Source organism: Pseudoduganella aquatica (genome assembly GCF_020865585.1).
Classification (GTDB): Bacteria; Pseudomonadota; Gammaproteobacteria; order Burkholderiales; family Burkholderiaceae_D; genus Rugamonas; species Rugamonas aquatica_A.
Map to the genome: position 1 here is coordinate 6,453,788 of NZ_CP086370.1, position 22,890 is coordinate 6,476,677.

At 65.3% G+C, this 22,890-nt stretch carries 24 protein-coding genes; 11 read left to right on the forward strand and 13 right to left on the reverse strand.

The window, feature by feature from the left end:
- Nucleotides 1–50: 50 nt before the first annotated feature.
- The 3 genes from KT882_RS28780 to KT882_RS28790 are packed head-to-tail and all read right to left on the reverse strand — an operon-like array spanning nucleotide 51 to nucleotide 1,711.
- Entirely contained in the window at nucleotides 51–701 is a 651-nt protein-coding gene (locus KT882_RS28780) for a DsbA family protein (RefSeq protein WP_228893914.1), read from the reverse strand.
- The gene (locus tag KT882_RS28785; protein ID WP_161070855.1) at nucleotides 698–937 is read right to left on the reverse strand and encodes a tautomerase family protein; all 240 of its coding nucleotides are present in this window, start codon (nucleotides 935–937) and stop codon (nucleotides 698–700) included. The genes KT882_RS28780 and KT882_RS28785 overlap by 4 nt, the downstream gene beginning before the upstream one ends.
- A 33-nt stretch (nucleotides 938–970) precedes the next feature.
- Nucleotides 971–1,711: an SDR family NAD(P)-dependent oxidoreductase gene (locus KT882_RS28790; RefSeq protein WP_161070856.1), complete on the reverse strand. Its 741-nt coding sequence runs from the start codon at nucleotides 1,709–1,711 to the stop codon at nucleotides 971–973.
- A 126-nt stretch (nucleotides 1,712–1,837) separates the two neighbouring features.
- Here KT882_RS28790 and KT882_RS28795 point away from each other — a divergent pair, with 126 nt between their 5' ends.
- Nucleotides 1,838–2,755 carry a LysR family transcriptional regulator gene (locus KT882_RS28795; protein ID WP_161070857.1) on the forward strand — a complete coding sequence of 306 codons (918 nt, stop codon included), beginning with the start codon at nucleotides 1,838–1,840 and terminating at the stop codon, nucleotides 2,753–2,755.
- Nucleotides 2,756–3,159: 404 nt separating this feature from the next.
- Here the strand turns inward: KT882_RS28795 and KT882_RS28800 are convergent, their stop codons facing one another.
- The 3 genes from KT882_RS28800 to purM all read right to left on the reverse strand — a co-directional run bounded on the left by KT882_RS28800 (nucleotide 3,160) and on the right by purM (nucleotide 5,935).
- The gene (locus tag KT882_RS28800) at nucleotides 3,160–4,116 is read right to left on the reverse strand and encodes an enoyl-CoA hydratase/isomerase family protein (protein ID WP_228893915.1); all 957 of its coding nucleotides are present in this window, start codon (nucleotides 4,114–4,116) and stop codon (nucleotides 3,160–3,162) included.
- A gap of 11 nt (nucleotides 4,117–4,127) precedes the next feature.
- On the reverse strand, nucleotides 4,128–4,682 hold the full coding sequence (locus tag KT882_RS28805) for a flavodoxin family protein (RefSeq protein ID WP_161070858.1): 555 nt from the start codon (nucleotides 4,680–4,682) through the stop codon (nucleotides 4,128–4,130).
- A gap of 209 nt (nucleotides 4,683–4,891) precedes the next feature.
- Entirely contained in the window at nucleotides 4,892–5,935 is a 1,044-nt protein-coding gene (gene purM, locus KT882_RS28810) for a phosphoribosylformylglycinamidine cyclo-ligase (protein ID WP_161070859.1), read from the reverse strand.
- Nucleotides 5,936–6,074: 139 nt separating this feature from the next.
- On the opposite strand from purM, the gene KT882_RS28815 reads away from it, so the two are divergent.
- The 9 genes from KT882_RS28815 (at nucleotide 6,075) to panB (ending at nucleotide 13,021) form a co-directional block, all read left to right on the forward strand.
- Nucleotides 6,075–7,157 (forward strand): AI-2E family transporter, encoded by a 1,083-nt coding sequence (locus tag KT882_RS28815; RefSeq protein ID WP_161070860.1) that lies wholly within the window; start codon nucleotides 6,075–6,077, stop codon nucleotides 7,155–7,157.
- Between the two features lie 36 nt (nucleotides 7,158–7,193).
- Nucleotides 7,194–7,862: a DnaA regulatory inactivator Hda gene (hda, locus tag KT882_RS28820; RefSeq protein ID WP_161070861.1), complete on the forward strand. Its 669-nt coding sequence runs from the start codon at nucleotides 7,194–7,196 to the stop codon at nucleotides 7,860–7,862.
- The gene (locus KT882_RS28825) at nucleotides 7,862–8,533 is read left to right on the forward strand and encodes a histidinol-phosphatase (RefSeq protein ID WP_228893916.1); all 672 of its coding nucleotides are present in this window, start codon (nucleotides 7,862–7,864) and stop codon (nucleotides 8,531–8,533) included. Before hda ends, KT882_RS28825 begins: the two co-directional genes overlap by 1 nt.
- A complete protein-coding gene (gene pcnB / locus KT882_RS28830; RefSeq protein WP_161070863.1) occupies nucleotides 8,526–10,100 on the forward strand; it encodes a polynucleotide adenylyltransferase PcnB in 1,575 nt (524 codons plus the stop codon). Before KT882_RS28825 ends, pcnB begins: the two co-directional genes overlap by 8 nt.
- The gene (folK, locus tag KT882_RS28835) at nucleotides 10,097–10,594 is read left to right on the forward strand and encodes a 2-amino-4-hydroxy-6-hydroxymethyldihydropteridine diphosphokinase (RefSeq protein WP_161070864.1); all 498 of its coding nucleotides are present in this window, start codon (nucleotides 10,097–10,099) and stop codon (nucleotides 10,592–10,594) included. Before pcnB ends, folK begins: the two co-directional genes overlap by 4 nt.
- A gap of 53 nt (nucleotides 10,595–10,647) precedes the next feature.
- A complete protein-coding gene (locus KT882_RS28840; RefSeq protein WP_161070865.1) occupies nucleotides 10,648–11,271 on the forward strand; it encodes a nucleotidyltransferase domain-containing protein in 624 nt (207 codons plus the stop codon).
- Entirely contained in the window at nucleotides 11,210–11,650 is a 441-nt protein-coding gene (locus tag KT882_RS28845; RefSeq protein WP_161070866.1) for a DNA-binding protein, read from the forward strand. The genes KT882_RS28840 and KT882_RS28845 overlap by 62 nt, the downstream gene beginning before the upstream one ends.
- Before the next feature lie 12 nt (nucleotides 11,651–11,662).
- Nucleotides 11,663–11,998, forward strand: coding sequence for a DMT family protein (locus KT882_RS28850; RefSeq protein WP_107873822.1), 336 nt, complete (start codon nucleotides 11,663–11,665; stop codon nucleotides 11,996–11,998).
- A gap of 120 nt (nucleotides 11,999–12,118) precedes the next feature.
- Nucleotides 12,119–13,021 (forward strand): 3-methyl-2-oxobutanoate hydroxymethyltransferase, encoded by a 903-nt coding sequence (panB, locus tag KT882_RS28855; RefSeq protein WP_161070868.1) that lies wholly within the window; start codon nucleotides 12,119–12,121, stop codon nucleotides 13,019–13,021.
- Nucleotides 13,022–13,177: 156 nt separating this feature from the next.
- On the opposite strand, the gene KT882_RS28860 is transcribed toward panB, so the two are convergent.
- From KT882_RS28860 to KT882_RS28890, 7 genes are all read right to left on the reverse strand, one after another.
- Complete coding sequence (locus KT882_RS28860) at nucleotides 13,178–14,665, reverse strand: aldehyde dehydrogenase (RefSeq protein WP_228893917.1); 1,488 nt, start codon at nucleotides 14,663–14,665, stop codon at nucleotides 13,178–13,180.
- 106 nt (nucleotides 14,666–14,771) lie between these two features.
- On the reverse strand, nucleotides 14,772–15,623 hold the full coding sequence (locus KT882_RS28865; RefSeq protein WP_371869322.1) for an ABC transporter permease: 852 nt from the start codon (nucleotides 15,621–15,623) through the stop codon (nucleotides 14,772–14,774).
- A complete protein-coding gene (locus KT882_RS28870; RefSeq protein WP_161070870.1) occupies nucleotides 15,620–16,537 on the reverse strand; it encodes an ABC transporter permease subunit in 918 nt (305 codons plus the stop codon). The genes KT882_RS28865 and KT882_RS28870 overlap by 4 nt, the downstream gene beginning before the upstream one ends.
- 27 nt (nucleotides 16,538–16,564) lie before the next feature.
- Nucleotides 16,565–17,701, reverse strand: coding sequence for an ABC transporter ATP-binding protein (locus KT882_RS28875; RefSeq protein ID WP_161070871.1), 1,137 nt, complete (start codon nucleotides 17,699–17,701; stop codon nucleotides 16,565–16,567).
- Nucleotides 17,702–17,902: 201 nt separating this feature from the next.
- Nucleotides 17,903–19,279, reverse strand: a complete 1,377-nt coding sequence (locus KT882_RS28880) for an aspartate aminotransferase family protein (RefSeq protein ID WP_223149300.1) — start codon at nucleotides 19,277–19,279, stop codon at nucleotides 17,903–17,905.
- 13 nt (nucleotides 19,280–19,292) lie between these two features.
- Nucleotides 19,293–20,663 carry a glutamine synthetase family protein gene (locus tag KT882_RS28885; protein ID WP_161070873.1) on the reverse strand — a complete coding sequence of 457 codons (1,371 nt, stop codon included), beginning with the start codon at nucleotides 20,661–20,663 and terminating at the stop codon, nucleotides 19,293–19,295.
- Between the two features lie 76 nt (nucleotides 20,664–20,739).
- Nucleotides 20,740–21,495, reverse strand: a complete 756-nt coding sequence (locus KT882_RS28890) for a gamma-glutamyl-gamma-aminobutyrate hydrolase family protein (protein WP_228893918.1) — start codon at nucleotides 21,493–21,495, stop codon at nucleotides 20,740–20,742.
- Between the two features lie 102 nt (nucleotides 21,496–21,597).
- On the opposite strand from KT882_RS28890, the gene KT882_RS28895 reads away from it, so the two are divergent.
- Nucleotides 21,598–22,731 carry an MFS transporter gene (locus KT882_RS28895; protein ID WP_161070875.1) on the forward strand — a complete coding sequence of 378 codons (1,134 nt, stop codon included), beginning with the start codon at nucleotides 21,598–21,600 and terminating at the stop codon, nucleotides 22,729–22,731.
- Nucleotides 22,732–22,890: the final 159 nt, after the last annotated feature.

The window sequence follows — 22,890 nt, forward strand, 5'->3', positions numbered from 1 at the left end:
CCTGTCAAAAGGGGGAAGGCGCCGGCTGGCGCCCTCCCCATGCCGCAGCGCTATGCGGCGGCAGCCACGTGCTGCAAGGTTGCCTGCAATTGCTGCTCCAGCTTGTCGGCATGGGCGTAGCCGGGGCTGATCTCGTACAGGCCGTCGCCGGTGTCCAGCAGCAGCGCGGGGAAGCTGCGGATGCCCAGCGAACGCACATGCGAGAACTCGGCCGACGTCACGGCGATGGCCGCCGCGCTATGCCACTCCGCATGCAGGGCGGCGGCCGTCACCGCATGGCCGTCCTGTGCCAGCGCCGCCGACGCCACTTCGGCCAGCACCGCGCCGTCGGTCGTGTCCAACCCATCGACATAGAACGCATGCTGCAGGGCGCGGAACACGGCCAGCTGGTCGGCCTGCGGCGCCAAGCGCCGCACCGCTACCACGGCGCGGCAAATCGGCTCGGTGTCGTAGACGAAGTTCTCGCGCGCCAGGAGCGCGGCGCGGTTGAACGGCAGGCCGCTGGCTTCTTCCACCCTGGCCCAGTGGCCGAGGCGGAATTGCTTGCCGGTGTCGTCCAGCAGATCGGTGGCGCCGGCGCGCACGCCGCCCACCAGGATCTGCAGGTCCAGTTCCGGGTGGCGCTGCGTCAGGGCCGTCAGCTCCTTGCCGAAGCCGTAGCACCACGAGCACATCGGGTCGCCGGCGAAGACCAGTTTCATGACTTGTCTCCCAGCTTGGCCGCCGCGCGGGCTGCCGCTTCGCGCGCGCGCATGGTGACCACGTTCTCGCGGTTCACGCCCCAGCTGTCCATCTCCACTTCGTCGATGATGACGAAGGTGGTGGCCGGGTTCTTGTTCAGCACGCGCTGCAGCAGGTCGGTTGCGCCTTCGATCAGTTCCAGCTTCTGCGCAGGGGTGGCGCCTTCTTTGGTGATGCGGATATTTACGTATGGCATGGTGATTCTCCTTGAGCCAGGGTTGAGGTTTGCTTACCAGGTGCCGGCCGCTGCGCCGCCGTCGACCACGGCCACGGTGCCGCTGACGAAGGACGAGCCGGTCAGGTACAGCACGGCGTTGACGATGTCGTCGGTCTCGCCGATACGGTTGCTGGGCGACAGGCCTTTCAGGAAATTCTGCGTGCCTTCGTCGCTGCCGTGCATCGGGGTGCGGATGATGCCGGGCGCCACCGCATTGACTTGCACGTTGGCGCCAGCCAGCTCAATCGCCAGGCCGCGCGTGGCGTGGTTCAGGCCGCCCTTGATCAGGATGGGCAGCAGCGCGTTGACTTTGGCGTTGGGCTGCTCGGCGATGGAAGCGGTGATGGTGACGATGTGGCCGGCCTTGTTGGCGCTCATGTGGCGCGCAGCCTGCTGCGACGGGTAGAAGAAGCCCATCAGGTTGGTGCCGACGATGGTGTTGACTTCTTCCTCGGTGTAGTCGCCCACGGCCTTCGGCAGGAAGATGCCGGCGTTGTTGATCAGGATGTCCACTTTGCCGAAGGCCGCAATGGCTTGGTCGAACAGGGCGGCTGCGGTGGAGGCCAGCGCGATGTCGCCGGGCACTTGCAGGAAGTTGGCCGGGTTGCCCAGCTGGGCGGCGGCGGTCTGCAGGCCGTCGGCGCTGCGGGCGTTGCCGACCACGTTGTAGCCGCGTTCCAGGTAGGCCTTGGCGATGGCAAAGCCGATGCCGCTCGAGGCGCCGGTGACGATGACGGTTTTGTTGGTGTTCATGGTGTGCTCCAGTTCAGTTGTGTGGGTGACCGCTGGGTTTGTCTGCGGCATGGAACACACTTTACTTATTCCATTCGAGCCAATAAATAGCTAATATGGAACATGACTTAATACACGGTGTAATCTATGCAGCGGAACTTCGACGAAATGCAGCTCGGCACGATCGAGCTGTTCTGCCAGGCGGCGGAACTGGGCAGCTTCACGGCGGCGGCCAACCAGAGCGGCGTGACGCCGGCGGCGGTGAGCCGCTCGATCGCGCGGCTGGAGGAGCGGCTGGGGGTGCGGCTGTTCGTGCGCACCACGCGCCAGATCCGGCTGACGGACGGCGGCCAGCGCTACTACGAGCAGTGCCGCGAGGCGCTGGACCGGCTGCTGGAAGCGGAGCGCGAAGTGACCGGCGCGCAGAAGGCGCCGGCCGGGCCGCTGCGCATCAGCGTGCCCACGCCCTATGGCCACTACCGGCTGCTGCCCATGCTGCCCGAGTTCCGCGCGCTGTATCCCGAGGTGACGGTGCAGGTGCACATCAGCAACCGGAACATCGATTTCGCCGACGAAAGCTACGACATGGTGGTGCGCGGGCGCGACCCGGCCGATTCATCGCTGATCGCGCGCAAGCTGGAGGATGCGGAACTGGTGCTGGTGGCGGCGCCGGCGTATCTGAAGCGGGCCGGCGCGCCGAAGTCGCTGGAGGCGCTGAAACAGCACGAGTGCATCCAGTTCGACCTGCCCAGCAGCGGACGCAAGATCCCTTGGCAGTTCAAGGTGGACGGCAAGCAGATCGACGTGATGACCAGCGGCGGCTACACCTGCGCCGAGGACGTGCTCGGCATCGTGACGCTGGCGCGCGCCGGCGCCGGGCTGGCGCAGACCTACCGCTATATCGTCGAGCGCGACCTGGCGGACGGCTCGCTGGTGGAGCTGCTGCCGCAATTCGGCGGCACCTCGCGCCCCTTCATCCTGCTGTACCCGCACGCGCGCCACCTGTCGCTGCGGGTGCGCGCCTTTGTCGATTTCATGACGGCGCGGCTGGGGAAGCGAGGCTGACGCACTAGGCCGCCGCCTCAACCTTGGCTGATGCGTTCAGTTCGATTCGGAGAACCGACCGGGGGTCAATCTTCTTGCGTGCCTTGACCAAGCTGTGACTGGTCTGCATCGACATAGCACAGCTTTAAATATTCTCCAGGGTGCATAGTAATCACAGTTATCTCCCGTCTGGCGTTGCACCTTGCGCAACCTGCAATTCAAGGTAGGTAGCGTGATAGCGCATGTCAAGCTCATGCAAGGAGAACGTTGTGAGTATTCGAGCAAAGGATGAGGACATACTGAAGGGCTGGCAGTTGCAATTCGATCTCGACGATCCTGACAGTGGCGCTGTCAAGAACGTCGATATTGTGCAAATCCCCCTGAGACAACGTTAGGGCATTTTCCTGCTGCGGAGCCGGAGTCGCTTATTTGCGGTAGGCGGCCGTGGCGCGGCCCAGGTTGTCCTCGATGCCGCCGGGCTGCTGCAAGCCCTGCTCCACCAGCGTTTTCAGGCGCTGCTGGGTGGCCGGCCGCTTGACCGAGGCGATAAAGGCGTCCCAGCCTGGCTGCATTTCGGCGTCCGGCGGCAGGCTGGCCAGGTTCACCAGCGCCTTGGTGTCGACGATGGCGGCGCGCTCGAAGGAGGCGATGCGGCGCGCCATGGTATCGACGAAGCCGTCCAGCTCGGCGTCCGGCAGCGAGCGGTTGACGTAGCCGTAGCGCTCGGCCACGTCGCCGTTGATGTCGTCCGAGGCCACCAGGATTTCCAGCGCGCGGCCGCGTCCCACCAGGCGCGGCAGGCGCGCCATCGGGCCGCCGCCCGCCACCAGGCCGGCGCCCACTTCCCATTGCGACAGCACGGCTTTTTCGCGGCTGGCGAAGCGCATGTCGGTGGCCAGTATCAGCTCGCTGCCGATGCCGGTGGCGCGGCCCCGGATCGACGAGATGGTGACAATCGGCAGGCGGGCGATGCGCACCATCAGGTCCGGCACCGGGTGCATGCCGGTGGGGCCGGGCGCCATGCCGGTCGACTCTTCCAGCGGCGTGAGCAGGTCGTAGTGGGCGATGAAACTGCCCGGGATGGCGCTGTCGAACACCACCACCTGCACCTGCTGGTCGGCTTCGATCGCTTCCACGATACCGACCAGTTCGCGCACCTCCTTCGGCCCGACGATGTTCAGCGGCGCGTTGGCGAAAGTGACTTTCCAGTAGGCCGGGGTGACGCGGGTCAGGCGGATCTTGGCGTCCGGCGCTTCAGCGCCGATGGGCGCTGCGGCTGTAGGTGCCGCTGCCTGGGCGGCGCCGGCGAAGCTGGCGGCAAGGGCGGCGGCGGCGAAGGCCCCGGTCAGCGCGGCGGTCGCGCGTTTCATGGCGAAGTTCATGCTGGCTCTCCTCAAGCAAGACGCGCGGTGACTTGGCGGATGCGTTCGCCGAACAGGCGCGCGGTCTTCAGGTCGCCGGCGGGGATCTCGTCCACCGACGCGTCCGACGGCGTGGCGGTGGCCAGGCCGGCGAAGGAGGACAGGTAGTTCACATCGTCGCGGTGCGCGTTCTTGGCGTTGCTCGGCATCATGCCGGTGCCGGCCCACAGCATGCCGTGCTGCTGCGCCAGGGTGAACAGGGTGTACAGCGTGGTCTGCTTGTCGCCGGCCACCGAGGCCGAGTTGGTGAAACCGGCCGCCAGCTTGTCCTTCCAGCCCTGCTTGAACCATACCGACGAGGCGGTGTCGGCAAAGCGCTTGAACTGCCAGCTCACGTTGCCCATGTAGGTGGGCGAGCCGAAGATGATGGTTTGCGCCTTGGCCAGCAAGTCCCAGCCCGCTTCGGGCAGCTGGCCTTCGGCGTCGATAGCCAGCAAGGTTCCCTCACTGCCGGCGGCGACGGCCTCGGCGATCTTGGCGGTGTGGCCGTAGCCGCTGTGGTACACGATGACGATATTCGAATTCATGATTTTTCTCCGGATTGTGATGTTGGGATGGCGCTGCTGCCGTCGTTTCCGTTCGGCATGGAACTACTATAATTATTCTCAACGAGAACATAAACCACACAATCAGCAATTCATTTAATACACCATGTAATCAATAAGGACGTAAAAAAGGCATGCCGGGGCATGCCTTTGACGTTGCAGCGGCGCGGATCAGGTCCGCGCCTTGGGCATTACACCACCACGCACTGGTGTTCGCCTTCCGCCGAGGCGCGGATGGCGCCGATGCGGTAGACGGTCTCGCCGGCCGCTTGCAGCTGGGCCATCGCGGCGTCCGCGTTCTCGGCCGAGACGATCACCGTCATGCCGATGCCGCAGTTGAACACGCGGTGCATTTCAGCGTCGGCCACGCCGCCGTGCTGCTGCAGCCACTGGAACAGCGGCGGCAGGGTCCACGATTTGCCGTCCAGCTCGCAGGTCAGGCCGGGCTGCAGCACGCGCGGGATGTTCTCGACCAGGCCGCCGCCGGTGATGTGCACCAGGCCTTTGACTTCCATCGCGGCCATCAGCGCCAGCAGCGGCTTGACGTAGATGCGGGTCGGCTCCATCAGCACGTCGGCCAGCTTGCGGCCGTGGAAGTCGCCTTCCAGGTCCGGCTTGGCCACCTCGATGATCTTGCGCACCAGCGAATAGCCGTTCGAGTGCACGCCCGACGAGGCCAGGCCCAGCACCACGTCGCCCGGGGCGATCTTCTTGCCGTCGATGATATTGGCTTTCTCCACCACGCCCACCGCGAAACCGGCCAGGTCGTATTCGCCGGCCGGGTACATGCTCGGCATCTCGGCGGTTTCGCCGCCGATCAGCGCCGCGCCGGACTGCTCGCAGCCCAGGGCGATGCCCTTGATGACGTCGGTGGCCTGCGCCACGTCCAGCTTGCCGCAGGCGAAGTAGTCCAGGAAGAACAGCGGCTCGGCGCCCTGCACCAGGATGTCGTTCACGCTCATGGCCACCAGGTCGATGCCCACGGTGTCATGGCGGTTCAGCTCGAAAGCCAGCTTGAGCTTGGTGCCCACGCCGTCCGTGCCGGACACCAGCACCGGCTCTTTGTACTTCTTGCTGATCTCGAACAGCGCGCCGAAGCCGCCGATGCCGGCCATCACGCCTTCGCGCATGGTGCGCTTGGCGAACGGCTTGATCGCATCGACTAAAGCATCACCCGCGTCGATATCGACGCCGGCGTCACGGTAGGACAGGGAAACATTAGAAGTTTGGCTCATGGTGTATTTCGCAGCGGAGGCGGTAAAATAGAAGGCGGTGGCCGGAATTCGTGCAAATCTGACGCAAAACCCGGCAAGTCCGCTATTTTATCAAAATGCCCCGTCAACCTGCCGTTTTTAAGAAAAACATCTTCCCCACATGCCATTTCCCCTCTCGGTCGAACAAAAACAAACGGCATTCTGGGTAGCATTGTGGCTGGCATTGGGCGTGCTGCTGGTGGCGCTGGGCCCCATCCTCACGCCTTTCCTGGCGGCGGCCATCATCGCCTACGCGCTCAATCCGGGCGTGGACCGCATCGACCACCTGCGCCTGGGCCGCTTCGACGTGCCGCGCCCGCTGGCGGTGGTCATCGTGGTGCTGCTGTTCCTGTGCGCCATCCTGTCGCTGGTGCTGATCGTGGTGCCGGTGCTGCAGACCGAGATCCCGCTGCTGCAGGCGCAGATCCCCGCCTTCCTGGCCAAGGCCAACGACCTGCTGGGACCGCGCCTGCGCGAAATGGGCATCAAGGTGCAGCTCGACAGCGCCGGCATCAAGAAGCTGGTGTCGCAGCAGATGGTCAGCAGCGGCGACGAGATCTGGGCCGCCGTGCTGGCCTCGGCGAAGGTGGGCGGCACCGCCGTGCTGGGCTGGATCGCCACCGTGGTGCTGGTGCCGGTGCTGCTGTTCTACCTGCTGCTGGACTGGCACCCCATGCTGGCGCGCATCGCCGGCGCCGTGCCGCGCCGCTATATCGGCGCCACCGTGGCCATGGCCGAGGAGGTCGACACCCTGCTGGCGCAGTACCTGCGCGGCCAGCTGCTGGTGATGGTGGTGCTGGCGGTGTACTACTCGACCTGCCTGGCCATCGCCGGCTTCGACGTGGCGCTGCCGGTCGGCATCCTGACCGGCCTGCTGGTGTTCATTCCCTACCTGGGCTTCGGCCTGGGCCTGGCGCTGGCCCTGATCGCCGCCGTGCTGCAGTTCACCGACTGGAGCGGCGTGGTGGCGGTAGCCGTGATCTACGGCGCCGGCCAGGTGATCGAGGGCTTTTTCCTCACGCCGCGCCTGGTGGGCGAGCGCATCGGCCTCAATCCGCTGGCGGTGATCTTCGCGCTGCTGGCCTTCGGCCAGCTGTTCGGCTTTGTCGGCGTGCTGCTGGCCCTGCCCGCTTCGGCCATCCTGATGGTGGCCTTCAAGCATCTTCGCGGCCACTACTTGCGCAGCAGCTTTTATAATGCGTAGTGTGAAGACGAATTTGCAAACTGTGGGGCGCGAGCCATGAAGCAACTGGTGCTGGATTTAGGCGCCGAGCCTGTGCTCACCCTCGATTCCTTCGAAGTGGGTCAAAACGCCGAGGTGGCCGCGCTGATGCGCGAGTTCGCCGGCCGCACTTCGCGCGAACACTTCGCCTACCTGTGGGGCGACGGCGGCGCGGGCAAGAGCCATATCCTGAAGGCGCTGGGCGCGTGCGAGCGCGCGCGCTACATCTCGCCGTTCTCGATCGAATCGGAATTCGTGTACTCGCCAGAAGTGGACCTGTACCTGCTGGACGACTGCGAAAAGCTGTCGCCGCTGGCGCAGATCGACGCCTTCGCCCTGTTCAACGAGATCCGCGCCAACAACGCCTTCATGGTGTGCAGCGGCGCCGTGGCGCCGGCCGTGCTGCCGGTGCGCGAGGACCTGCGCACGCGCATGGGCTGGGGCCTGATCTACCGCCTGCACGGCCTGACCGACGATGAGAAGATTGCCGCTTTGACCACGGCGGCGGCGGCCCGCGGGTTGACGCTGTCGCCCGGCGTGTTACCCTATTTGCTGTCCCACTACCGGCGCGACATGCGCTCGCTGTCGGAAATGCTGGACGCGCTGGACCAGTATTCCCTTGAAACCCAACGTCCTATTACCCTGCCGCTGCTGCGTGAATGGCTGCAGGCGGAAGCGAAAGAATAATGAACCTGGCCCTGTTTGACCTCGACCATACCCTGCTGCCCATCGATTCGGATTACGAATGGGGCCAATTCCTGTGCCGCATCGGCGCCGTCGACGCGCAAGCCTTCGCGGCCCGCAACCAGGCCTTCTTCGCCCAGTACCAGGCCGGCACGCTGGACCCGGTCGAATACCTGGAGTTCTCGCTCGGCACGCTGGCCGGCTTCCCGCGCGCCAAGCTGGACGAGATGCACGCCCAGTTCATGCGCGAAGTGATCGCCCCGGCCATCCGCCCGTCGGCGCGCGCGCTGCTGCAAAAGCACCTGGACCAGGGCGACCTGGTGGCCATCGTCACGGCCACCAACCACTTCGTCACCGCGCCCATCGCCGCCGCGCTGGGCATCGAGCACCTGATCGCGGCCATGCCGGAAGTGGCGGCCGACGGCAGCATCACCGGCAAACTGGTGGGCACCCCCACCCAGGGCGCCGGCAAAGTGGTGCACACCAAGGCCTGGCTCGAAAAACTGGGCAAGCGCCTGGAAGACTTCGAGACGGTCCACTTCTACAGCGACTCGCACAACGACATTCCGCTGATGTCGGTCGTCACCCACCCGGTGGCCACCAATCCGAACGCCGCACTGACCAGCCACGCCGCCGAAAAAGGCTGGCCCACGATAAATATATTCAATGATTAAGAAATTGATCCGCAAAATCCTCGGCGTCAAAGAAGCTCCGGTACGCGACACCAGCGTGCCGGTCATCCTGGGCGCCCAGCAGCACGGCATCGAGCCGCGCCTGCTGTCCTCCAACGCCGTGCGCGTGACCAGCACCCTGCAGGACGCGGGCTACCAGGCCTTCGTGGTCGGCGGCGCCGTGCGCGACCTGCTGCTGGGCGTGAAGCCGAAAGACTTCGACATCGCCACCGACGCCACGCCCGAGCAGGTGAAGCGCCTGTTCCGGCGCGCCTTCATCATCGGCAAGCGCTTCCAGATCGTGCACGTGATGTTCGGCCAGGACCTGCTGGAGGTGACCACCTTCCGCGGCCCGTCGATCGAGAACGCGCCCAAGGATGAACACGGCCGCGTCCTGCGCGACAACACCTTCGGCACCATGGCGGAGGACGCCGAACGGCGCGACTTCACCATCAACGCCATGTACTACAACCCGGCCAGCGAGGAAGTGTGGGACTACCACGGCGGCATCGAGGACATCCGCGCCAAGACGCTGCGCATCATCGGCGTGCCGGAAGCGCGCTACCGTGAAGACCCGGTGCGCATGCTGCGCGTGACGCGCTTCGCCGCCAAGCTGGGCTTCCAGATCGAGCCCGGCACGCGCGAACCCATCACCGTGATGGCGCCGCTGATCGACAACGTGCCGCCTGCGCGCGTGTTCGACGAGATGCTCAAGCTGCTCATGTCCGGCCACGCGCTGGCCTGCTTGCAGCAGCTGCGCAAGGAAGGCCTGCACCACGGCCTGCTGCCGCTGCTGGACGTGGTGCTGGAACAGCCGCTGGGCGTGAAGTTCGTCACGCTGGCGCTGGATTCGACCGACCGCCGCATCCACGCCGGCAAGACCGTCTCGCCAGGCTTCCTGTTCGCGTCGCTGCTGTGGCACCAGGTGCTGGAGAAGTGGAACGCGTACAAGGCATCCGGCGAATTCCCGATTCCCGCGCTGCACCTGGCGGCGGACGAAGTGCTCGACTCGCAGACCGAGAAGCTGGCCTTGCAGCGCAAGATCGGCTCCGACATGCGCGACATCTGGTCGATGCAGCCGCGCTTCGAGCGCCGCACCGGCAAGAACCCGTACAAGCTGCTGGAGCACCTGCGCTTCCGCGCCGGCTACGACTTCCTGCTGCTGCGCTGCGCCTCGGGCGAGATCGACGCCGAGCTGGGCGAATGGTGGACCGCCTTCTACGACGGCGACGAAACCGAACGCGAACAGCTGGTTGCCGGCCTGAGCCAGAGCGGCGGCGCAGCGGGCGGCGCCAAGCGCAAGCGTCCACCGCGCCGCGGCGGCCGCAACAAGGGCGAAGCCGGCGGCGATGAAGGCGGCAGCGGCGACGCAGGCTACGGCGGCCAGGCAGACAGCGGCTACGCGGAAGCCGGCCACGCGGGCGGCCATGCAAGCGGCACCGAAGGTGCACCGGCGCCACGCGAACCGCGTCCGCCACGCGCGCGCGCGCCGCGCCCTCCCCGCAACCGCGCCCCTGCCGGCTCGGACTCGGGCAATGGCGGCGGCAATGGTGGTAATAGCGGCGAATGAACGCGGTATTGAGCACCATGAGCACCACAGCCTACATAGGCATCGGCGCCAACCTGGGTGATGCGCAGGCCAACGTGCAGGACGCCATCGCGCGCCTGCGCGCCCTGCCCGGCAGCACCGTGAGCGCCGTCTCCTCGCTGTACCGCACCGCCCCGATCGACTCCAGTGGCGACGACTACATCAACGCCGTGGCCTGCCTGGAAACGGAGCTGGGACCGGAAGAGCTGCTGCAAGCGCTGCAAGGCATCGAACTGGCGCACGGCCGCGAACGTCCCTACCGCAACGCCCCGCGCACGCTGGACCTCGACGTGCTGCTCTACGGCCAGCAGGAAATCAAAACCCCCGCGCTGCAAGTGCCGCACCCGCGCATGTGCGAGCGCGCCTTCGTCATCATCCCCCTGCTGGAAATCGACCGCAGCATCAACATCCCCGGCCGCCTGCGCGCCGCCTGCTTTGAATCCGCCGTCGCCGGCCAAGGCATCACCCGGCTCTAGACGCCGTATCCCAATCGGAGACAACCGTCTCCGATTGGGATACACTTGCAGGCATGCTCGCCGATTTCCTTTTAGGCCCGTTCCGTGCCCGCATTCTGTCGGCGCTATTGCTGCGCCCAGAAGACTCATGGCACGTGCGCGAACTGGCGCGCCAACTGGACGCCCTGCCTGGCAGCGTGAACCGCGAACTGATCAAACTCACCGAGGCTGGCATTCTGGTCCGCCAGCAAATCGGCAACCAAATCCACTACCGCGCCAATCCCGCGTGCCCGATCCTTGACGAGATCACCAGCCTGCTGCGCAAAACCTCCGGCCTGGCAGACCAGATTAGCTCCGCTCTCCAGCCTCTTTCGCCGCAAATCGAATGCGCCTTCATTTTCGGCTCCGTCGCGCGGGGAAAAGAGCAAGCCTTCTCAGATATCGATATCCTTGTGCTAGGCGATATCGGCTTCAACCAAATTGTGGCAACCTTGCATCCACTGCAAACTACTTTACGCCGCGAAATCAATCCGGTCACGTATCGCACCGAGGATTTCCAGCAAAAGCTCGCCAGCGGCAATACCTGGGCGAGCGAAGTAGCAAACAACCCCAAACTATTCGTGATAGGCAACGCCGATGACTTTGGAAAACTTATTGAAGATAGGCCGCCTGTCACTATTGGCCCCAAGCCGCGATGACATCCAGCGCCTGCTTGAAGCAGCCAAGCGCAATCTCGCGGACGCCAAAGTGGATGCAGTAAGCGAAGAGAGCCGATTCGACTCCGCCTACAAATGCATCATGCAGTGCGCCATGGCCACGCTGCGAGCAAGCGGATATCGCACATCCACGAACCAGCCTGGCCACCATCAGACGGCAATCCAGGCCCTGCCTCTGACCATAGGCCTCGACAGCAAAACGATGGTCCTGCTGGACACCTTCCGCAAACAACGCAACATCTCGGATTACAATGGCGATCCAATCAGCCCTTCGCTTCTCGAAGCATGCATCGCCGAAGCCGGGGCGATGCTGGTGCGCGTAGAAGCCTGGCTCACTGCGGCATACCCTGATCTGAAATAACGACACAATCCTATGCAAACACTCCTGCTCCTCGCCGCCTCCAACATTTTCATGACTGTCGCTTGGTACTGGCACTTGAAGGGCGGGATGAACAAGCCGCTGTTCATGGTCATCATGATCAGCTGGGCGATTGCGTTCGTGGAGTACTGCCTGGCGGTGCCGGCCAACCGGATCGGCTTTGCCAGCGGCTGGAGCGCCGGACAGCTGAAGGTGACGCAGGAAGCCATCGCGCTGATCGTGTTCGGCGTGTTCATGGTGACCGTGCTGGGCGAGCCGGTGAGCTGGCGGCACCTGGCGGCGTTCGGCTGCATCATGGCGGCCGTGGCCTTCCTGTTTGTCGGCAAATAGTGGCCGCCGTCTATTTCGGTTTCCCACGATGAAAAGAAAGTTCGTTCGCGGGTAGAATACGCGGTTTGGCGGCAGGGATTACACTGGCGCCACCGGGATTACACTACTTGAGGAACATCCATGTCTGGTTATTTGCAAGGTAACGAAATGGCGGGCAGCGCTCCTGTGCCGGCCGCTGGTGCGAACACTGCGGCTGCAGCTCCGGCTGCGGCGCCGGCAAAACCCGTGGCGCAAAAGGCGGTCACCATCCCCGCGCTGAACGCGCGTAAAGCCGCCGGCGACAAGATCACCATGCTGACCTGCTATGACGCCAGCTTCGCTTCGCTGATGGACCGCTGCGGCGTGGAAGTTCTGCTGATCGGCGATTCGCTGGGCATGGTGTGCAACGGCCTGGATTCGACGCTGCCGGTGACGCTGGACGAAGTGGCTTACCACACCAAGGCTGTCGCGCGCGGCAACAAGTCGGCACTGGTGCTGGCCGATATGCCGTTTGGCACCTACGCCAACCCGCAGCAGGCGTTCGACAACGCGGTCAAGCTGATGCAGGCCGGCGCGCACATGGTGAAGATCGAGGGCGGCGCGTGGCTGGCCGATACCGTGAAGTTCCTCACCGAGCGCTCGGTTCCTGTCTGCGCCCACCTGGGCCTGACGCCGCAGTCGGTGCACCAGCTGGGCGGCTACAAGGTGCAGGGCAAGACCACCGAGAGCGCGGATCTGCTGAAGGCCGATGCGCTGAAGCTGCAGGCCGCAGGCGCCGCCATGGTGGTGCTGGAGGCGATTCCTACGCAGCTAGGCAAGGAAGTGACCGAGCTGCTGACCATGCCGACCATCGGCATCGGCGCCGGTCCGGACTGCTCGGGCCAGGTGCTGGTGATGCACGACCTGCTGGGCGTGTTCCCGGGCCGCAAAGCACGCTTCGTGAAGAACTTCATGGACGGACAGACCAGCATTGATGCGGCAGTCAGCGCTTACGTGGCGGCAGTCAAGGACGGCTCTTTCCCGGCGCAGGAACACTGCTTCTGATTGCGGGCAATGGCGGGTTACGCACTGCGTGCCAACCCGCCCTACGCAACCTCCGCAACCTCCGCAACCTCCGCGCCCTCCGCGCCCTCCGTGCCCACGGACAGATCGTGGATTCGTAGGGCGGGTTAGCGCCGCCGGCGCGTAACCCGCCAAGCTTCAGCCTATCTGTATCCAGGTGGTTTTCAGCTCGGTGTACTTGTCGAACGCGTGCAGCGATTTGTCGCGGCCGTTGCCGGACTGTTTGTAGCCGCCAAAGGGCACTGTGATGTCGTCGCCGTCGTACTGGTTGACGTGCACCGTGCCCGCCCTTAGCGCCCGCGCCACCTGGATCGCCTTGCTCATATTGGCGCTCCATACCGCCGCCTGCAAGCCATACGGCGTGGCGTTGGCCTGCTTCACGGCGTCCTGCACGTCGGTGAAACCGAGCACCGACAGCACCGGCCCGAATATCTCCTCCTGCGCTATCTTCATGCTGCTGTCGACCTGGTCGAACAAGGTCGGCGCGACATAGTAGCCGCCGCTTTGCGCGCGCTCGCGCCCGCCGCCCGCCAACAGGCGCGCCCCGCCCTGCTGGCCCGCTTCGATATAGCCCAGCACCGTTCTCATCTGCACCTCGTCCACGATGGCGCCCATCACCGTGGCTTCGTCCAGCGGATCGCCCGGCTGGTAGCGCGGCATCATGGCCAGCGCTTTCTCGATGAAGCGCTCGCGGATGGACTCCTCCACAAACAGGCGCGACGGCGCGTTGCAGCTCTCGCCCTGGTTGAAATAGATGGAGCCGACCGCCGCTTCCACCGCCGCGTCCAGGTCCGGGCAGTCGGCGCAGACGATGTTGGCGGACTTGCCGCCCAGCTCAGTCCAGGCCCGCTTCAGGTTCGACTGTCCCGCCATCTGCATGATCTGCTTGCCCACGCGCGTGGAGCCGGTGAAGGCGATGCAGTCCACGTCCATGTGCAGCGCCAGCGCGCTGCCTGCCTCGTTGCCAAAGCCCGGCAGCACGCTGAACACGCCGGGCGGTATGCCCGCCGCCAGCGCCAGCTCGGCCAGCCGCAAGGAGGTCAGCGGCGCCTTCTCCGACGGCTTGAGCACCACGCTGTTGCCCGCCGCGAGCGCAGGGGCGATCTTCCACGCGGCCATGATCATGGGGTAGTTCCACGGGATGACCGCGCCCACCACGCCCACCGGCTCGCGCGTGATCAGCGCCAGGCTGTTGCTGGCGGTGGGGGCGATTTCGTCGTACACCTTGTCCACCGCTTCGCCGTACCAGCGGATGCAGTTGGCGGCGGCGCCCACGTCCACGCTCTGGCTGTATTTGATGGGCTTGCCCATGTCCAGCGTTTCCAGCAGCGCCAGCTCGGCGGCGTTCTGCTGGATCAGGTCCGCAAAGCGTATCAGCACGCGCTTGCGCTTGGCGGGCGCCATGCCGGACCAGCGGCCGTCCTCGAACGCGGCGCGCGCGCCCTGTACCGCCGCGTCCACGTCGGGCGCGCCGCAGCGGGCGACGGCGGCCAGCTTGCGGCCATCTATGGGGGAGTGTTTGTCGAACTGCTGTCCGGTGCGGGACCAGGCCCGCTCGCCGTTGATGAAGGCGCGGCCGTCGATGTTCAGCGCCAGTGCGCGCTCGTGCCAAAGTGCGTCTGCCATGCTGTGCTCCTTGTCGTGGGCCGGCTCGGCGCTTGGCGGGTTACGGCGCGGCGCGCCTAACCCGCCCTACGCATCTGCGCAGGGCGCGGCCGGGTGTTCCCCGATTCTACGCTTTACCTGCGCCGGAGACTTGCCTGATTCGTGCGCGCTGGGAGCGCGCCATGATGATGCTGGAGACGACCACCGCCACTGTCACCACCAGGATGGTGATGGCCGCAACGGCGTTCACGCGCGGGTCCAGGCCCAGGCGGGCGCGGGAGAAGATCACGAGCGGCATGGTGGACGAGCCGGGGCCGGACAGGAAGGCCGACAGCACCACGTCGTCCAGCGACAGCGTGAACGTGAGCAGCCAGGCCGAGGCCAGCGCCTGCTTGATGTTGGGCAGGGTGACCAGGAAGAACACCTGGTGCGGACGGCAGCCCAGGTCCATCGCCGCTTCTTCCAGCGACTTGCTCATCTCCTGCAGGCGTGACTGCACCACCACCGTGGCGTAGGCCATGCCCAGCAGCGTGTGGCCGATCCAGATCGTGCCCAGGCCGCGCTCGGGGAAGCCGAACATCTTCTGCACCGACACCAGCATGAGCAGCAGCGACAGGCCGATGATCACTTCCGGCATCACCAGCGGCGCGCTGGCCATGGCCGAGAACAGCGTGCGGCCGGCGAAGCGGCGGTAGCGGTTCAGCACAAAGGCGGCGAAGGTGCCCAGCACCACCGAGGAGCAGGCCGTCAGGAAGGCGATGCGCAGCGACAGTCCGAAGCCGGAAATGATCTCGGCATCGTTCATCAATTCGCCGTACCACTGGGTGGAGAAGCCGCTCCACACCATGTCCTGGCGCGAGCTGTTGAACGAGAACACCACCAGCACGATGATGGGCAGGTAGAGGAACAGGTAGCCGAGCGAAAGCCAGCCGCGGCCGAACCAGCGCGGGATCAGGGTGCCTTTCATGGTGTTGCTCATTTACGGCCTCCTTCGCTTTGTTCGGCCTGGTATTTATTCAGGATGGCCATGGGCACCAGGATCAGCAGGATGACCACCACGGTGACGGAGGACGCCATCGGCCAGTCGTTATTGGTAAAGAACTCGTCCCACAGCACGCGGCCTATCATCAGCGTTTCCGGACCGCCCAGCAGCTCGGGGATGACGTACTCGCCCACGGCGGGAATGAACACCAGCATGGAACCGGCGATGATGCCGGATTTCGACAGCGGCACCGTGATGCGCCAGAAGGCTTGCCACGGCGTGGCGCCCAGGTCGGCCGCAGCTTCCAGGAAGCGCAAGTCCATCTTGGCCAGGTTGGTGTAAAGCGGCAGTATCATGAACGGCAGGTAGGCGTACACCATGCCGATCACCAGCGAGAACGAGGTGTTCATCATGTGCAGCGGCTCGGCGATAAAACCCATGGACATGAGGAAGTGGTTCAGGATGCCCTGGTTGGCCAGGATGCCCTTCCAGGCGTAGATGCGCAGCAGGAAGGAGGTCCAGAACGGCAGCATCACCATCATCAGCAGCACCGGACGCAGCGACGGCCGGGCGCGCGCCATGAAGTAGGCGAAGGGGTAGCCGATCAGCAGGCAGCAGGCGGTGGTGATGGCGGCGTACTTGAGCGAACTGAGATAGGTCAGCACATACAGCTCGTCGGCCGCGATGAACAGGTAGTTCGATACCTTGATCTTGATGTCGACGATACCGTCGGCATAGGTGGCCAGCGTGCCGAAGGGGTTGCCGGCATCCACTTCGGTGAAGCTGATGCGCGCCACGATCAGGAAGGGGATCAGGAAGGCGCCGATCAGCCACACATAGGGCACGGAGATGACGGCGGTGCGGCCGTTCAGCCAGCGCAGCGTCAGCAGGTCTTTGAGGAATTTGGACATGGGGTGCGGTCTCTCAGGTTCGGCCGCTTAGCGGGTCAGCACGACGACGTCGCTGCCGTCCCACCATGCGTGCACGCGCTGGTCGCGCTGCAGGCTGGCCTCGGCGTGGCGGGCCGAGTTGGTGCGCGCCACCTTGATCTGCATGCCGCTGTCCAGCTTCACCAGGTAGTGGGTCTCGTTGCCGAAGTAGGAGATCGCCTTGATCACGCCCTGCACGCAGTTGTGGCCGTGCTCCTCCACCTTGGCGCGCTGCGACATGGTGGGCGCGTTCGGCTGCAGCACGATCTTCTCGGGGCGCACGGCCACCGTCACTTCCATATTGTCGGTGCCGGTGATGCCGTGGCTGACGTAGTGGCTGGTCTCGTCCGATTCTATGACAACGTAGCCCGGCTGGTCTTCGGTGACGCGGCCTTCGAACAGGTTGACCGAGCCGATGAAGTCGGCCACGAAGCGGCAGTTCGGGGTTTCGTAGATTTCGCCCGGCGCGCCCACCTGCAGGATGCGGCCTTCGCTCATGATGGCGATGCGGGTGGCCATGCTCATGGCTTCGTCCTGGTCATGCGTGACCATCACGCACGTCACGCCAACCTGCTCGATGATGTTCACCAGTTCGACCTGGGTGTGCTCGCGCAGCTTCTTGTCCAGCGCGCCCAGCGGCTCGTCAAGCAGCAGCAGCTGCGGGCGCTTGGCCAGGCTGCGCGCCAGCGCCACGCGCTGCTGCTGGCCGCCGGACAACTGGTGCGGCTTGCGCTTGCCATAGGCGGTGAGCTGGACCAGGGACAGCATGTGGTCCACGCGCGCGGCCACTTCGTGCGCCGGCAGGCCGTCGCGGCGCAGGCCGAAGGCGATGTTGTCCCAGACCGAGAGGTGCGGGAACAGCGCGTAGGACTGGAACATCATATTGATAGGACGCTCGTATGGCGGCGTGCTGACGATGTCCTTGCCGTCCAGCGTGATGCCGCCCGAAGTCGGCGTTTCAAAGCCGGCCAGCATGCGCAGCAGGGTCGACTTGCCGCAGCCCGAACTGCCCAGCAGGGCGAAAATCTCGCCCTTGTTGATCGACACCGTAACATCGTTCACGGCGCGCACGCCGTCAAAATCCTTGACCAGGTTGCGGATTAACAGGAAAGGCTGGCCAGCGTCGGCGGGTTGGGCTGTCGTCATATTGGCTAGTAAACAAACTTTATTAAAATGCACGCGCACGGCGAAGCCGCACGGCAAAAGACGTGATTATAAATGCAGCATATCCAGGAAGACTACCTAAATGCTGGCGGGTTACGCACTCCGTGCTAACCCGCCCTACGAAATGTGCAGCTTGTGACCAAAAGCGTAGGGCGGGTTAGGCGGGACGCCGTAACCCGCCATTCACAGCCAGCCGCGCCCGCGCACTTCCTCAAGGGTGAGATCCAGCGCGCGGCGGATCAGGGCCACCATCTCGTCGATCTGCGCGTGCGTCATGACGAGCGGCGGGGCGATGATCATGCGGTCACCCACGGCGCGCATGATGATGCCGGTGTTGAACATATGCGCGCGGCACAGCATGCCCACGCCCAGCGCGGGGTCGAAACGCACCTGGTAATGCACATTCTCCGCCTTGCGCTTGACGAGGTTCAGTCCCGCCACGAAGCCGCAGGTTTCGGCCGTGCCCACCAGCGCATGGTCCGCCAGCGCGCCGAAGGCATGCTTCAGATACGGCCCGGTGTCGTTCGCCACGCGTTCGACCAGGCCCTCGTCCTCGATAATGCGCAGGTTCTCCAGCGCCGCCGCGCAGGCCACCGGGTGGCCGGAATACGTGAAGCCGTGATTGAAGTCGCCGCCCTGCCCTATCAGCACGTCCGCCACGCGGCTGCCCACCAGCACCCCGCCCAGCGGCACATAACCTGAAGTGACACCCTTGGCGAAGGTGATCAGGTCCGGCTTGTAGGGCTCTGAGGCAAACCAGCGCCCCAGCCGCCCGAAGCCGGTGATCACCTCGTCGGCGATGAGCAGGATGCCGTACTTGTCGCAGATGCGGCGGATTTCGGGCCAGTAGCTGTCCGGCGGAATAATCACGCCGCCCGCGCCCTGCACAGGTTCGCCGATGAAGGCGGCCACCTTGTCCGGCCCCACTTCCAGTATCTTCGCCTCCAGCCAGGAGGCGGCGCGCAGGCCGAATTCGTCCGGCGTGAGGCCCACGCCGTCGTCGTAGTAATTGGGCTGGCCGATGTGGACGATGCCGGGTATGGGCAAGCCGCCCTGCTCGTGCATGCCGCTCATGCCGCCCAGCGAGGCGCCCGCCATGGTGCTGCCGTGGTAGGAGTTGTGGCGGCTGATGATGACGTGGCGCTCCTTGAAACCCATCAGGTCCCAGTAGCGGCGCACCATGCGCACATTGGTGTCGTTCGCCTCCGAGCCGGAGCCGGTGAAGAACACATGGTTGAAGCCTTCCGGCGCCAGCTGCGACAAACGCGCCGCCAGCCGCACCGCCGGCACGTTGGTGGTGTTGAAAAAGCTGTTGTAGAAGGGCAGCGTCTCCATCTGCTCGTACACGGCTTTGGAGATGCTGGTGCGGCCGTAGCCCACCGCCACGCACCACAGCCCGGACATGCCGTCCAGGATCTTGTTGCCTTCCGAGTCCCACAGGTAGATGCCCTCGCCGCGCACCATCACGCGCGCGCCCTTCCGGCCCAGCGCCTGGTGGTCGGTGAAGGGATGCAGATAGTGCGCGTGGTCCTGCTGCTGGATGGTCTTGGTGTCTGTCATGATGGTCTCCCGGTCAGACATGCAGCAGCAGGTGTTCGCGTTCCCAGGGGCTGATCACGGTCATGAATTCCTGGTGCTCCAGGTCCTTGATTGCCGCGTACACGTCGATAAAGCGGTCGCCCAGCACGGCGCGCAGCTTGTCCTCGCGGCGCAGCGCGGCCAGCGCTTCGGGCAGGCCTTGCGGCAGTTCGTAGCGCATGTCGTAGGCGCTGCCCGTGGTGGCCGGCGTGGGTTCGAGCTGCTCGGTCATGCCGAGGTAGCCGCAGGCCAGCGTGACGGCCAGCGCCAGGTAGGGATTGGCGTCCGCGCCGATGATGCGGTTTTCCACGCGCCGGTCCTGCACGCCGGACTCCGGCACGCGGAAGCCCACGGTGCGGTTGTCCACGCCCCACTGGATATTGATAGGCGCGGCGGTGTGCCGCACCAGGCGGCGGTAGGAATTCACATACGGCGCCACGATGGCCATCGCCGAAGGCATGTAGCGCTGCAGGCCGCCGATGTAGTGCTTGAACACGGCGGCCGGCGAGCCGTCCTCGTTGCTGAAGATATTGCGGCCGGTCTTCTCGTCGACCACGCTCTGGTGCACATGCATGGCCGATCCGGGCTCCCCCGCCATGGGCTTGGCCATGAAGGTGGCGTACATGTCGTGCTTCAGGGCCGCCTCGCGCAAGGTGCGCTTGAAGAAGAACACCTTGTCGGCCAGGCCCAGCGGATCACCGTGCAGGAAATTGATCTCCATCTGCCCCGCGCCGATTTCGTGGATCAGCGTGTCCACGTCCAGGCCCATCAGGTCGCAGTAGTCGTAGATGTCCTCGAACAGCGGATCGAACTCGTTCACCGCGTCGATGCTGTAGATCTGGCGGCTGGTCTCGGCGCGGCCGCTGCGGCCTATGGGCGCCTTCAGCGGCAGGTCCGGATCGATATTCTTGGCGGTCAGGTAGAACTCCAGCTCGGGCGCCACAACAGGCCTCCAGCCGCGCTCCGCGTACAGCTTGAGCACGCGCCGCAGCACGGTGCGCGGCGCAAAATCCACCAGCGCGCCGTCGGCGAAGTAGCAGTCGTGTATCACTTGCGCGGTGGGGTCCGTGGCCCACGGCACCATGGTGATGGTGGTGGGATCGGCGCGCAAGATCATGTCGCGGTCGGTGGAGGAGATGGCGCGGTCGTAGGCAGCGTCGTCGGTCGGGTAATTGCCGGTGACGGTCATGCCCAGCACCGCCTCGGGGATGCGCATGCCGCGCTCCTGCGTGAATTTCCCGCGCGGCAGGATCTTGCCGCGCGCAACGCCGGTCAAGTCGGGGACCAGGCATTCAATCTCTGTGACCCGTTTTTCATTGAGCCACAAATCCATATCGGTGTAGGTGAAGTTTTCGCGGATAGCCATAATGAGCTCTCTAAAAGTCTTGATCTGGCACGGCCAGTTGCGGGCCGTGCGCCATGCGACTGCAATGAGAGCGCAGCTAAGGAATGCGTTCCTGGTAAGTGCGGCAAGCCTGCCCGAAGGCCTTGAATATTTTCATGGAGTCCGGATTGGCGGCGAACTGCCATTCCGGATGCCATTGCACCGCCAGCGTAAAACCCGGCGCTGTGGAGACGGAACAGGCTTCCACCAGCCCGTCGTCGGCGGTGGCTTCCGCCACCAGCCCTGGCGCAAGACGGTCCACGCCCTGCCCATGCAGGGAGTTGACCATGATCTCGCCGGCGCCGCCGAGTATGCGCGCCAGCGTGCCGCCCGGCGCGATCTGCACGCGATGCGCCGGGCCGTACTGCTTTTCCAGCGGATCGAGCGGACTGTCGCGGTGGTCCATCATGCCCGGCACTTCCTGCACGGCCTGGTGCAGCGTGCCGCCCAGCGCCACATTGAGTTCCTGGAAGCCCCGGCAGATCGCCAGCAGCGGTATGCCGCGCTTGATGGCAGCGCGTATCAGCGGCAGCGTGGTGGCGTCGCGCGCGGCGTCCTGCGGGAGCTCCAGGTTGAGCACCTCCTGGCCATAAAGAATGGCTTGCACATTGGAGGCCGAGCCGGTCAGCATCACGCCGCCGGCGGCGGCCAGCACGGTTTCAAAGTCGGTTTTCGCGCCCAGTGCGGGCAGGATCAGCGGCATGCAGCCCGCCCCCTGTACAACGGCGTCGATGTACTTGGAATGCACGGCGTGGTCGGGATGCGCTCCGATATGCCGCGAGCAGGCGGGGACGATGACTAATGGCTGGCGCATGGCTTCAGTCTCTATGCAGAGGCCTCCGTTTAAGCGATAAGCCAATTTATCACATTTCGGGATTTGCTATCATCACGGCTAACACAGCATTGCGAAAATACATTGAAACATCTGCCCTGGCGCGACTTCTTCGCGCTCATCCTCAGCATAGGCGTGGTCGGACTCGGCCTCGGCGCCACCATTCCCCTCACCGCCCTCACGCTGGACCAGCGCGGCGCGGGCGCGCACGTCATCGGCCTGGTGACGGCGGCCAGCGCGCTCGGCATCCTCGGCTCGGCGCCTTTCGTCACCGGCTGGGTGGCGCGCTTCGGGCCGCGCGGCACCATGATAGGCGCGGTGTGGGTGGCCGCGCTGTCCACCGTCCTGATGCAGATCATGGACAACCTGTGGCTGTGGGGCGCGCTGCGCTTCGTGTTCGGCGCCACCATGGGCGTGCTGTTCACGGTGGGCGAGGCGTGGGTGAACCGGCTCGCGCCGGACAACTCGCGCGGCCGCGTAGTGGCCATCTACACCACCAGCTTCACGCTGTTTCAACTGGCCGGGCCTGCTCTGGTGGCGGCGCTGAACGGCAAGGTGGCGTGGAGTTTCGCGGCCTGCGGCGGCCTGTTCCTGCTGGCTTTGCCGGGGCTGGGGCTGATCAGCGCGGCGCGCGCCGCCGGCAGCGATGAGCCGCATCCGCCCTGGCAGAGCGTGCTGCCCAGGATGCCGATGATCGTGATGGGCGCAGCCTTCTTCGCCCTGTTCGATACGCTGATACTGAGCTTCCTGCCCGTGTATGCGATCCGCCAGGGCATCATGACGGAGCTGGCGCTGCTGTCGGCCACGGTGGTGCTGGTGGGCGATACGGCGCTGCAGTTCGCCATGGGATGGCTGGCGGACCGCTACGGCCGCCGGCGCGTGCACATTGCTTGCGGCGTGGCGGTGTGCCTGCTGCTGCCGCTGCTGCCTTTTGCAGCCGGCACGCCTTGGCTGTGGTGGACTTTGCTGGTGGCGCTGGGCGCGGCGGCGGGGGCGATCTATATGCTGTCGCTGGTGGCCTGCGGAGAGAAGTTCAGCGGGCCGTCGCTGACCACGGCCAGCGCGGTGGTCAACGCCTCCTGGGGCGTGGCCAGCGCGGGCGGGCCGCTGGTGACGGGGGTGCTGATGCAGAGCGCAGGGATACAGGCGCTGCCCGCCGTGCTGTTTGCGGGCTGCGCGCTGTTTCTCGCCAGCGCGTGGTGGGAGCGGCGCGCCTAGGCCGCAGGCGGCGCTTTGGCGGGTTACGGCGTACCGCCTAACCCGCCCTACGCGGCTCGCCATTTCGTGGATCCGTGGGTTCGTGGGTCCGTGGGTTCGTGGGTCTGCGGGTGCGTGGGTCCGTGGGTGCGTGCGTAGGGCGGGCTAGCGCGGGACGCG